The sequence below is a fragment of the Herbaspirillum sp. 3R11 genome (genome assembly GCF_004563925.1).
Lineage (GTDB): Bacteria > Pseudomonadota > Gammaproteobacteria > Burkholderiales > Burkholderiaceae_D > Herbaspirillum.
Genome location: NZ_SPNJ01000001.1, coordinates 1,768,871 through 1,780,907 on the forward strand (window position 1 = coordinate 1,768,871; position 12,037 = coordinate 1,780,907).

Consider the following 12,037-nt stretch of genomic DNA (forward strand, 5'->3'; position numbering starts at 1 on the left):
GATTAATCGGTTCTCAAACGGGAAGGTACGAAAGTATCGGCAAAAGCGCCACGTCCGGCAAGCCGAAATCCGCGTGCCTGGGACAAGTCTAACCCACAGCTGCGGCAGTCAATTCGCGATGCGCCGAGGGAGGATGCGATTCGAATTTCTTCCACACGCGACGCAGTTGCCGACTCGAATGGAAACCGGCTTTCTCGGCCACGTGCTCCATGTCGAACGGCGATTGCGCCAGCAAGTCGCGCGCCAATGCAATGCGGATGCGATGGATGTAGTCGACCAGGCTGTCGCCGGTATGTTCGCGGAACAGCCGCGTGAGATGGCGTTCGCTGGTACAGGCGATCTCGGCCAGGCGCGCCACGCTCCAGTCGTTGGCGGGATCCTTGATCACCGCATTCTGCACGCGATGCACCGCTGGATGCAGGTGGTTGCGCGCCACCAGCCATGGCGACAATTGCGGATCACCGCCGGTGCGGCGCATGTACACCACCAGCGAACGGGCCACTGAAGCGCTGCAGGCATGGCCGGCAACTTGCGCCACGAGGTGCAGCGCCAGGTCGATGCCGGTGGTGACGCCTGCGCTGGTGTAGAGGTCGCCGTCTTCAACGAAGATGCGGTTTTCCAGCACCTCGGCTGACGGCGCAATGCCGCGCAATTCCTTGATATGACTATGGTGGGTGGTGCACTTGCGTTGCCCCAGCAGGCCGGCGTAACCGGCCAGCAAAGTGCCGGTGCAGATGCACACCAGTTTGTGGTGGTTTGGCGGTGGCGTGCAATGCCTGCGCAGCCACGCCACGACCTGCTGGTCAGCGGCGCTGCTGAAGTCGTCGTCGCGGCCGACGCAACCGCTTAGCACCAGCATGGCGTTGTCCGGCAAATGCGCGGGCAAATCTTCAAAACCGGTGATGGTGAGGCCGACCGAGGTCGCCACTTCGCGATGCACGCTGATGAAATGCAGGTCGAAATACGGCGCGCGGCCCGATTGTTCGGCGAAACGATTGGCATAGCGCAAGACTTCCGCCGGACCGATCACGTCAAGCGTCAGCAGAGATTCCCGCAACAGGAAATAGACCGGGATGCCGGCGTCGGTGCTGGTGGATGCGGCCATGATTCCCTCTGATCTGCGACTGGAGAGCAATCATGTTACTCCATCGGCGCCGGCTTCACGATGGCGGGCCCGGACATTCACCGGACATATTCCGCCATCATTTCAACGAAGGACATCAGGAGTACAGCGTCGGCTCCGGCAACAAATGCTCCAACGCATAACGACCGACGTCACGCAGCTTGTAGTCGATAGGATCATGCAAGGTGTGGGTGCGTGCATTGCGCCAGAAGCGATCCAGCCCCAGTTCAGCTTTGGTGGCGCGTGCGCCGCAGACGTCGAACACGTCTTCGCCCACCGACAGCGCGGCGCGATGCGCCAGTATCTTGGCCTCGGCCACGGCCAGCGCCGCCCTGCCGCGCTGTTCCGCGGTCAATTCGCGGCCGCTGCGCCAGGCCTGGTCGACTTCCGCGCCGGCCTCGTCCGTCAATGCGCGCGCGACGCGCAGTTTCAGATGCATCTCGGCGTAGCGGTGAATGACGTAAGGATCGTCGGCGGCGCGCTGCACGCCCGAGGCAAACCAGGGCCGGCCCTGGTTGAGCGTATAGTCGCGCGCCTGTTCAAACGCGCCTTCAGCCATGCCAAGGTAAAGATTGACAAGGATCAGTTGCGCCACCACGCCGCGCATCGTGAGGAACGGCGTCGACACGCCGTCGGGACGATGCAGCACTTCGCTCCACTCGAGCCGCACTTGTTCGTAGCTGACCGAGGTGCTGTCGGTCTGGCGCTGGCCGATCGGATCCCAGTCGTCATGGATGGAAATACCTTCACGCGCAGTTGGCAGCACCGCAATCAACAGCTTGCCGCTGGGCTGGTGGATCGCCGTAGTCAGCAGGCGATGCGAACCGAGCGTGCCGGAACAGAAACCCTTGATTCCCTGCAGCACCAGGCCGCCGTCCTGTTCGGTGGCGATCAGGCGCGGGTCGGCCGGATTGGCGGAATTGCCCCACCAGTGATTGAGTGCGACGGTCTCGCCCAGGTAAAGCTTGCGCTGCTGGTCAGAACCATAGGAAATCACGCCCGACAGCTGCAGCGTCTGAAATGCCAACAGATGCGCCATGGCGCTGTCGACGCGCGCAATGCGGCGCACGATGGAGAGGGTCTCGCTCCAGGAGGCGCCGATGCCGCCGTACTCTTTCGGCACCACCAGCAGCAGCAAGCCGTGTTGGCGCAATAATTCCTTCTGTTCGGCGGCGTGGCCGCCGGCCTTGTCGCGCTCGGCGGCGGTACGCGCCAGCTCTTGCTCGATGGCGGGCAAGGCAGCGTGGATGGTCTCAAGTGTCCAGTTGCTGGTCGGCGGGCTCATGGGAGTGCTGATTGGCGTGTTCATGGGATTGCTCATTGGCTTAATTTCAGGCTGATTTCAGTGTGCGGAAGTGTCGGTGCTGCTTGCCGAATCCAGAACAAATTTTTCCGCATATGGATATGCGGATTCCATTGCGCGGGCTCAACGCACCGGCAGGAACTGCAGGAACGAGCCGCCCAGCAGGTTCTGTACATAGCTGATGCCGGCGCGGCGATATTTTTCGGTAATGAACTCAGCCAGCAGGTCGAGACGGCCGACGATCTTGCCGAACTCGCGCTCGAAACTGAGGTTGCGCTCGGCGGCGTTGATCTCGTCCGACAGCAGCAAGGGCTGGCCGGTAGTGTTGCGGCGGTTGCTCAGCATCCAGACCGCGGTTTCGATGTTGCGTGCGGCGTTGTAGAGATATTGGGCGTCGAGACCGTCAATCAGGAAGAACTCGATCTTGCCGCCGTGGGCGGTGACGATCATGTCGGCGGTGGCGTAGATGAAGGCGGCGACGCGGTCGGCCTTGAAGTCCGGCGACAGCGCCAGCGACATGGCGGCGATGTCGTGCTTGCCTTGCAGGTCGTCCCAGGTCTGGCGCTTTTCGACGGCTTCGCGGACGCGTTTAACGACCTCTTCGCGGCTGGTGCCGGTTTTTTTCCATTCACCCGGGTTGCGACGGTAGAGCTTGTCCATCAGCAAGTAGAGACTCTCGAGATTGGCGCGCATGGCCAGCGTGGCGACACGGTTGGTGTCGGACTGGCCCATTTCGCGCGAACTGGCGGAGGCGCCCTTGACTTCTCCACGCGTGGTGGGCGCCGAAGAACAAGCGGACAAACAAGCCGCCACCAGCAGGATGGCGAACTGTGTCGAACAGGCGGCGGCGGTTGGTCTCATTTTTTGCATCCCGCTATGACTGCCGGAGAAGGAAATGAGTTCGGCGCTCATTTCGTCCGGCGAAGAAATCGGTCCCGGTCAGACATATGGCGCACACCGGGAAACTGCTTCAGCATCCAGAGAATCGAGGCAAGCATATAACGACATGCTGAGAAGGCGCTGACATTTTTCACCCCTCGCTGCAGTTTCCCGTGCTGCAGGCGCAAAAAAAGAGAGGCCGCAGCCTCTCTTTCAACAAACCTCCTTCAGCGCAATCAGGCTTGCGGCGGCAACTGCATTCCGGTCAGGTAACCGACCGTGGCGCCGAAGCGGTCCTTGTAATTGGCGCGCACCAGCGGATCGAGTACGTCCTTCACCTTGTCGTGCAGCGGCTTTTCCCAGTCGCCGGCGTGCTGGAAGTTGCTCATCACGTAGGTCCAGCCGTTGATCTCGTCGACCGCATGCAAGCCGGTCGATTCGGCCCCTGCCGGGCAGGACAGGATGCGCGACAGCTGCCTGGTGTCGACGTTGTAGGCCCACAGGAAATTGTTGACGTGCATGCCGCTGTCTTCGCCAATGAACAGCGTGCGCATTTTTTCGGAGAACTTGATGTTGTCCGGATTGGCGATCTTGTCGGCGTGGGCCAGGTTGCCGAGCGCGTCGGCCTGCTTCAGGTCCTCGCCCACCAGCGCGGCCGGCGGCGCCATGTCGACCGGCACCCAGGCGCTGTCGATGGCATGCCCGGACACGTCGCTCCGGCCGCCCTTCAGGTTCAGCGCATAGACTGCGCCGGCCTTCGGGCCCTGCACCTTGATACCGCCGGAGCCGTCCAGCATCGACGTCTGCACATAGGACATGGCCGAATAGGCGATCTTGTCCTTGGCGTTGACAGTGGTGCCTTCCATTTTGGTGAAGCCGAGGCTGCCGCCCTTGAGCGCGGCATAGCGATGGGTTTCGAGGAAAGCGGCGGCCTGTTCCATGCCCGGCTTCAGTTTGACCCAGTTGGCTTTGCCGTTGAAAGGGATCTTCGTGTAGGAAGCGTCCTGCGGATCGCTGGTCTTGACGTCCATGATGTCGGCGGCCTTCAGCTTGTCGGCCAGCGCCTTGATTTCGGCGCTGCTCGCGTGACCCAGACGGACCCAGCTGAGCGTGCCCGCGCCGGGACCGACGCCGGAGGTCTGCGTCCATGTGGCGACATACAGCGTGCCGGCCGACAGATCGGCTTCGCGGTCGGCGATGAACATGAACAGGCCGCCGTTGGTGGCGTCGTCACCCATCAGCACGGTGCGGCGATCCGGCATGACCTGCACCAGCTCGTGCGAGATACGGCCGAGACAGTAATGCTTGACCACGCTGCCGCTGCCATCGGCGTGCACGGTGATTTCAGGCAGATGGCCGTAGTGGTAAGGATTGGCGCGGGCGGCGTCGCCGAACAGATTCTTGCTGAACGCCTGGAATTGCACGTTGCTCGCGATGGCGGCGGCGTCCGGTTCGTACTCTTCGCTCGACAGATGGGTGTTCCATGGCGACAGGCTGGCGCCGCAGGTGATCCACAGGCCGTTGACGGACGACGTGTCGACATTGTGATACTTCGCCAGCGAGAGCTTGCCGGTGGCCGGATCCTGGTCCAGCGTCAGTACCGCGATCGGCGACGGCAACTGGCCGTACATCGCGGCCTGCTTCTGGTCTCGCGTGGTGTATTCGAACTGGACCACGGCGAACACGGTGTTGCCCCTGACGCCGGCCACTTGCGCGCCTTTGATCGTCAGCAAGGATGAGCCGTCCGGGCAATCCGAGAAAAAATGGCGCTCCTTGCCCGGCACCGAGCGATCGATGATGGGCTGGTTGTTGATGTCGTAGTAGCCGCCGGCCAGCAGCTTGCCGCCCTTGCCGTCCGGCACCATGTCGCCGGTCACGAAAAACGGCTGATAGGTCAGTTGGTAGCTCTGCTTCGCACCGTCGCGAAACACCACGTCCAGGCTCGACCCCACCGTGGTGGTCGCCATGGCCGCCGGATTCGACAGCGACGGCGCCGCCATGCCGCTGAACGAGGCCGAAACGAAGCCGCTACGGTTCGATGCCGTGGCGCAACCGGCCAGCATGCCGGATACGGACAGCGTCAGCGGCAACAAGGGCGCGCTGGCGAAGACTTTAAGCAACTCACGGCGCTTGGGCTGGATTTCAGCGCCGCTAAGAGTGGACGTATGGGTCTGCTGGGTGGCTGATTTCATGGGCGTTTTTCCTTTTTGACAATGTCTGACAGTTACCTGACGGAATCGCGTGATGCTAATCGCCCAACATGACGCCTTTGTGACAGCGGAATGTCGCTCCCACTCTTGTATAATGCGAGGTTTGGTTTGCAAAAGACATAATCATGGAAGCAGAACGCCTCAATTCCCTCCAATCCCTGCTGGACGACCTCGCGGTGCGTGCAGCTGAATTACGGAGGTATCTTTGACTTCGATGTGAAGTCAGAGAAACTCGATCAGGTCAACGGCGAATTGGAAGATCCGGAAGTCTGGAACGATCCCAAGCGCGCGCAAGATCTCGGCAAGGAAAAGAAATCCCTGGAAAACATCGTCCACACGCTGATCAAGATCGACGGCGACCTCACCGACACGCGCGACCTGTTCGCGATGGCGCGCGAGGAAAAAGACGATGAAACGCTGGAAGCCATCGAGCCCGACGCAGAAACCATCAAGGGTCTGGTCGAAGGCATGGAATTCCGCCGCATGTTCAGCAATCCGATGGACCCGAACAACTGCTTCATCGACATCCAGGCCGGCGCCGGCGGCACCGAAGCGCAGGACTGGGCGTCCATGCTGCTGCGCCAATACCTGCGCTACTGCGAACGCAAGGGCTTCAAGGCCGAAATCATGGAGCAGTCCGACGGCGAAGTGGCCGGCATCAAGACTGCCACGATCAAGGTCGAGGGCGAATACGCCTACGGCTTCCTGCGCACAGAAACCGGCGTGCACCGCCTCGTGCGCAAGTCGCCGTTCGACTCCGCCAACGGTCGCCATACTTCGTTCTCAAGCCTGTTTGTCTATCCTGAAGTGGATGAATCCTTCGAGATCGACATCAATCCGGCCGACGTGCGTGTGGATACCTACCGCGCCTCCGGCGCCGGTGGTCAGCACATCAATAAAACCGACTCCGCGGTGCGCCTGACGCACGGCCCGAGCGGCATCGTCGTGCAATGCCAGAACGACCGCAGCCAGCACCGCAACCGCGCCGAGGCGTGGGACATGCTGCGCGCCAAGCTGTTCGAACTGGAACTGCGCAAGCGCATGAGCGAGCAGCAAAAACTGGAAGATTCCAAGACCGACGTCGGCTGGGGCCACCAGATCCGCTCGTACGTGCTGGACCAGTCGCGCATCAAGGATCTGCGCACCAACTTTGAAATGGGCAACACCAAGGCCGTGCTGGATGGCGAGCTGGACGGTTTCATTGCCGCATCGCTGAAACAAGGCGTCTGATCATCGTCTGACTTCGGCCGCGGCAGTCTTGCTGCTGCGGTTCGAAGTCTTTCCAAGCCCATTCTTACTAACGAATTCCCGACATCATGACCACACAAAACGATAACGCCGCACAGCCGCAACAGCCGCCAGTGGATGAAAACGCCATCATCTCCGAACGCCGCGCCAAGCTCGGCGCGATCCGCGAGCAAGGCATCGCCTTCCCGAACGACTTCCGCCCTGAACACAACGCTGCCGCCCTGCACGCGCAATACGGCGAGCTCGACAACGAAGCGCTGGAAGCCAATCCGGTCAAGGTCTCGATCGCCGGCCGCATGATGTTGAAGCGCGTGATGGGCAAGGCTTCGTTCGCGACCTTGCAGGACGCATCCGGCCTGCGCGCCGACGGCCGCATGCAGCTCTACGTCACCAACGACGTGACCGGCGAAGCTGCGCATGCCGCCTTCAAGCACTATGACCTGGGCGACATCCTCGGCGCCGAAGGTACGCTGTTCAAAACCAAGACCGGCGAGCTGTCGGTCAAGGTCACCGGCCTGCGCCTGATCACCAAGTCGCTGCGTCCGCTGCCGGACAAATTCCACGGTCTGTCGGACCAAGAAACCAAGTACCGCCAGCGCTACGTCGACCTGATCATGAGCGAAGAAACGCGCCGCACCTTCAAGGCGCGTACCGCTGCGATGTCGTCGATCCGCCGCTTCATGGAAAAGAACGACTTCATGGAAGTCGAAACGCCGATGCTGCACACCATCCCCGGCGGCGCAGCGGCCAAGCCGTTCATCACGCATCACAATGCGCTGGACATGCAGATGTTCCTGCGCATCGCGCCTGAGCTGTATCTGAAGCGCCTGGTGGTCGGCGGTTTCAACCGCGTGTTCGAAGTGAACCGCAACTTCCGCAACGAAGGCGTTTCGCCGCGCCACAATCCTGAATTCACGATGATGGAGTTCTATGCGGCCTACGTCGATTACCAATGGCTGATGACCTTTACTGAACAAGTAATTCGCCAGGCGGCCATCGATGCGCACGGCACTGCAACGCTGACCTACCAGGGTCGCGAACTGGATCTGGCCAAGCCGTTCCAGCGCCTGACCATCACCGGCGCCATCAAGAAGTACGCGCCGGAATACACCGACGAGCAACTGGGCGACATCGACTTCCTGCGCACCGCGCTCAAGAAGTTCGGCGTCAAGACCGACCAGGCGCCGTTGGCCAAGGCCGGCATCGGCGCGTTGCAACTGGCGCTGTTCGAAGAGACCGCTGAATCGCAATTGTGGGAGCCGACTTACATCATCGATTACCCGGTAGAAGTTTCGCCGTTGGCGCGCGCCTCCGATACGGTCGCCGGCATCACCGAGCGTTTCGAGCTGTTCATCACCGGTCGTGAAATCGCCAATGGTTTCTCCGAGCTCAATGATGCCGAAGACCAGGCCGCGCGCTTCCAGGCACAAGTTGCCGCCAAGGATGCCGGCGACGAAGAAGCCATGTATTACGACGCCGACTATATCCGTGCGCTCGAATACGGCATGCCGCCGGCCGGCGGCTGCGGTATCGGCATCGACCGCCTGATGATGCTGATCACCGATTCGCCGAACATCCGCGACGTCATCCTGTTCCCGCATCTGCGCCGCGAAGACTGATAAGCAACGTCGAAAAGCCTGAAAAAACCGACAACCCGGCAAGCGCCTACAAGGCCTTTCCGGGTTGTCCTACATTGGGCTTACAAATTTTCACAACTGACACACTATCTTCCTTTTTTCACTGAACTTAGTGCTCCATAATCGCCTCATACCCGCACTACAACACCAATACGAAGAGGCTCATCATGGAAGTCGTCAAATCCCCAAGTCGCATTCATCCTCTGGTCGCCACTGCCGCAGTCGCGGTGACCCTGGTCAGCCTGGTCGGCGTCGCCGCCATCACCGGTCTGCTGCCGACATCCAACAGCAGCGTCGCGCCGCAACAAGCCATCTCGGATGCAGCCAACGAGCCGCAATCGCAACAATCATTACAGCAGGCGCAAAAAAACTCGCAGCCTGCACCAAAATCCAACTACGCGCAGCAAGCACAGTCAAACAGCAACAGCTATGGCAACCCTGCTCCGGCAGCGGTGGCACGTTGCTCCAGCTGCGGTGAAGTCCAGGCGGTACGCGCAGTTCAACACACGCCTAAAGCCAGCGGCGTAGGTATCGTCGCCGGCGCCGTGCTCGGCGGCGTGCTGGGCAATCAGATCGGTAACGGCAACGGCCGCACCCTCGCGACCGTGGCAGGTGCAGGTGCAGGTGGTTATGCCGGTAACGAAGTCGAGAAACGCACCCGCACCACGACTACTTACGTGGTTGACGTGCGCATGGAAAACGGCAGTGTGCGTTCTTTCCCGCAATCGGGTGAAGGATGGCACGTCGGCGATCAAGTCCGCGTTGTTGATGGTCACCTGACCGGTCGCGGTTGATTCTCCCGGCTCGGCATCGAAAGGTGCAGCGACCTACCTGATAGTACGTTTCAAGTTTGTATGAAAGCCGTGTCCGCCTTGTGCCGACACGGCTTTTTTCATGGGCGCGCTCATTACAAAACCGAATAAGCATCCAACTATTTATGCGTTCACGCTCTATTGCTCCACTGCTAGACTGATCTTCACTTCATTCATTTTTACTCCCGTGATTCGCATCGAGCATCTCCATAAAACCTATCAAGTTGCCAACCGGGACCTCATAGCACTGACCGATATCAACCTGCAAATTGATGCAGGTGAAATCTTCGGCGTCATCGGCCGTTCGGGCGCCGGCAAAAGCACGCTGATCCGGACACTCAACCTGCTCGAACGCCCCAGCTCGGGCAGCATTTTCATCGAAGACGAAGACATCACGCGTTTCGACAGCACGCAACTGCATGCCTTGCGCCAGCGCGTCGGCATGATCTTCCAGCACTTCAACCTGCTCAACGCCAAGACCGTCGCCGCCAACATTGACTGGCCGCTCAAGATCACCGGCAAGTACACCCGCGAACAACGCGCCGCGCGCGTGACAGAATTGCTGGAACTGGTCGGTCTGTCCGAGCAGCGCGACAAGTATCCGGCGCAATTGTCCGGCGGACAAAAGCAGCGCGTCGGCATCGCCCGCGCGCTGGCGAATTATCCGCATCTGCTGTTGTGCGACGAAGCTACCTCCGCACTGGACCCGGAAACCACGCAGTCGATCCTGCGCCTGCTGCTCGACATCAACCGCAAGCTCGGTCTGACGATCGTGCTGATCACGCACGAGATGCAGGTGATCCGCAGCATCTGCGATCGCGTCGCGGTGATCGATGATTCCCGCATCGTCGAAAGCGGCAAGGTTGCCGACGTGTTCCTCCATCCCAAACACGCCGTGACGCAGAAGCTGGTGGCAGAAAGCCATGCCTTCGAACCGCAGGACGGCATCGGCCTCGACCATATCAAGGGAAAATTGGTGCGCCTGACCTTTGTCGGCGACATTACCTACCAGCCTATCCTGACCAACATCACCGCCGCCACGCAGGCGCTGATCACCATCCTGCAAGGCACGATTTCGCGCATCAAGGACACGCCTTACGGCCAGTTGCTGGTGGAGCTGAACGGCAGCGACGACGATCTCGCCAAGGTGTTCGCGCATTTTGATCACTACCAGATCCATCACGAGGTGCTGGCATGATCGATTTTTCCGTCATCGACTGGGGCGACATCGGCCAGGCCACGTTGGAAACACTGGCCATGACCGGCTTGTCGCTATTCTTCACAGTACTGATCGGACTGCCGCTGGGCATCCTGCTGTTCCTCACTGCGCGCAAGCAGTTGCTGGCGCAACGCGGCGTGTACGTGGCGCTGTCGCTGGTGGTCAACGTGCTGCGCTCGGTGCCCTTCCTGATCCTGCTGATCGTGATGATTCCGGTGACCTTGCTGCTGGTCGGCACGTCGCTCGGCGTCGAGGGCTCGATCCCGCCGCTGGTGATCGGCACCGCGCCCTTCTTTGCGCGCCTGGTCGAAAACGTGCTGCGCGAAATCGACCGTGGCGTGCTCGAAGCCTGCCAGGCCATGGGCGCCAAAACACATCAGATCATTTTCGGCGCGCTGCTGCCGGAAGCACTTCCCGGCCTGCTGGCCGCCGTCACGATCACCGCCATCACGCTGATGTCGTACGCCGCGATGTCCGGCGTCATCGGCGGCGGCGGCCTGGGCGACCTGGCCATCCGCTATGGCTATCAACGATTCCAGACCGAGGTGATGATCGTCACCGTCGCGGTCCTGGTGGTACTGGTGCAGTTACTGCAGTTCTTCGGCGATCGCCTGGTCCTGCATTTCACACGTAAATAAAAAAGGAGTTAAATATGTCCCGCAAATTGTCCCTTCTGCTCGCCACATCCCTGACCTTGTTCGCCGCCGTCGCACAAGCCGCCGACAAGCTGGTTATCGCCGCCACGCCGGTGCCGCATGCCGAAATCCTCGAATTCATCAAGCCGACGCTGGCCAAGGAAGGCGTTGACCTGCAGGTAAAGGTATTCACCGACTACGTCCAACCTGCAGCGCAGACCAACGAGAAGCAAGTCGACGGCAACTTCTTCCTGCACCAGCCTTATCTGGATGAATTCAAGAAGAGCCACAAGAACGACATCGAAGTGCCGGTGACCAAGGTCCACGTCGAACCGTTCGCCGCCTATTCGCAAAAGTACAAGAAGACCGCCGACATTCCGAACGGCGCTACCATCGCGATCCCCAACGATCCATCCAATTCGGGTCGCGCCCTGCTGCTGCTGGCCCGTAACGGCCTGATCAAGCTGAAAGACACCAGCAACATCTCGGCCACGCAAAAGGACATCACCGACAATCCGAAGAAACTGAAATTCCGCGAACTCGAAGCAGCAACCCTGCCGCGCGTGCTGAACCAGGTTGACGTCGCGCTGATCAACACCAATTATGCGATCGAAGCCAAGCTCAATCCGGTCAAGGATTCGCTGTTCATCGAAGACGCCAACTCGCCTTACGCAAACCTGCTGGTCGCACGCCAGGATAACAAGGACAGCCCCGCCATCAAGAAACTGGCTGCCGCGCTGAACTCGCCTGCCGTGAAGAAATTCATCGAAGAGAAATACAAGGGCGCGGTAGTGCCGGCGTTCTGATCTGAATGATCTCCAAACGCTCCATGAAAAAGCCCGGCTCGTGAACTGACCCCGTAAAGTTGGACGGTCATGTAAGCCGGTTAAGGCCTTGAGGGCTGGGTTCTGTATTGAACAGGACTCAGCCCTTTTAACTTGCTTTTGATGCGGTAATGATTGTAGTAGCGG

General features: G+C 60.3%; 11 protein-coding genes. 6 read left to right on the forward strand and 5 right to left on the reverse strand.

All coding sequences use genetic code 11. From position 1 onward, the window contains the following. Positions 1-88: 88 nt before the first annotated feature. The 4 genes from E4P32_RS08130 to E4P32_RS08145 form a co-directional block, all read right to left on the reverse strand. Positions 89-1,105 (reverse strand): helix-turn-helix domain-containing protein, encoded by a 1,017-nt coding sequence (locus E4P32_RS08130; RefSeq protein ID WP_116432447.1) that lies wholly within the window; start codon positions 1,103-1,105, stop codon positions 89-91. A gap of 115 nt (positions 1,106-1,220) precedes the next feature. Continuing rightward, entirely contained in the window at positions 1,221-2,408 is a 1,188-nt protein-coding gene (locus tag E4P32_RS08135) for an acyl-CoA dehydrogenase family protein (RefSeq protein ID WP_116433833.1), read from the reverse strand. A gap of 141 nt (positions 2,409-2,549) precedes the next feature. After that, a complete protein-coding gene (locus E4P32_RS08140) occupies positions 2,550-3,287 on the reverse strand; it encodes a hypothetical protein (protein ID WP_116433832.1) in 738 nt (245 codons plus the stop codon). A 254-nt stretch (positions 3,288-3,541) separates the two neighbouring features. Then, positions 3,542-5,497, reverse strand: a complete 1,956-nt coding sequence (locus E4P32_RS08145; protein WP_116432446.1) for an alkaline phosphatase PhoX — start codon at positions 5,495-5,497, stop codon at positions 3,542-3,544. Between the two features lie 143 nt (positions 5,498-5,640). Here E4P32_RS08145 and prfB point away from each other — a divergent pair. From prfB to E4P32_RS08175, 6 genes are all read left to right on the forward strand, one after another. Continuing rightward, a protein-coding gene (gene prfB, locus E4P32_RS08150; RefSeq protein ID WP_116432445.1) for a peptide chain release factor 2 occupies positions 5,641-6,745 on the forward strand; the annotation gives its coding sequence in 2 pieces (ribosomal slippage) (positions 5,641-5,721 and positions 5,723-6,745; 1,104 coding nt in all). An 86-nt stretch (positions 6,746-6,831) separates the two neighbouring features. Next, complete coding sequence (lysS, locus tag E4P32_RS08155) at positions 6,832-8,382, forward strand: lysine--tRNA ligase (protein WP_116432444.1); 1,551 nt, start codon at positions 6,832-6,834, stop codon at positions 8,380-8,382. A gap of 185 nt (positions 8,383-8,567) precedes the next feature. Then, positions 8,568-9,194 (forward strand): glycine zipper 2TM domain-containing protein, encoded by a 627-nt coding sequence (locus E4P32_RS24250; RefSeq protein WP_233526523.1) that lies wholly within the window; start codon positions 8,568-8,570, stop codon positions 9,192-9,194. 205 nt (positions 9,195-9,399) lie between these two features. Beyond that, on the forward strand, positions 9,400-10,410 hold the full coding sequence (locus tag E4P32_RS08165) for an ATP-binding cassette domain-containing protein (protein WP_116432443.1): 1,011 nt from the start codon (positions 9,400-9,402) through the stop codon (positions 10,408-10,410). After that, the gene (locus E4P32_RS08170; protein WP_116432442.1) at positions 10,407-11,069 is read left to right on the forward strand and encodes a methionine ABC transporter permease; all 663 of its coding nucleotides are present in this window, start codon (positions 10,407-10,409) and stop codon (positions 11,067-11,069) included. Before E4P32_RS08165 ends, E4P32_RS08170 begins: the two co-directional genes overlap by 4 nt. A 14-nt stretch (positions 11,070-11,083) precedes the next feature. Then, on the forward strand, positions 11,084-11,872 hold the full coding sequence (locus E4P32_RS08175; protein ID WP_116432441.1) for a MetQ/NlpA family ABC transporter substrate-binding protein: 789 nt from the start codon (positions 11,084-11,086) through the stop codon (positions 11,870-11,872). An 80-nt stretch (positions 11,873-11,952) separates the two neighbouring features. Here the strand turns inward: E4P32_RS08175 and E4P32_RS08180 are convergent. After that, positions 11,953-12,037, reverse strand: an 85-nt coding sequence (locus tag E4P32_RS08180) for an IS3 family transposase (RefSeq protein WP_135008724.1), incomplete at its 5' end; no start/stop codon positions are given.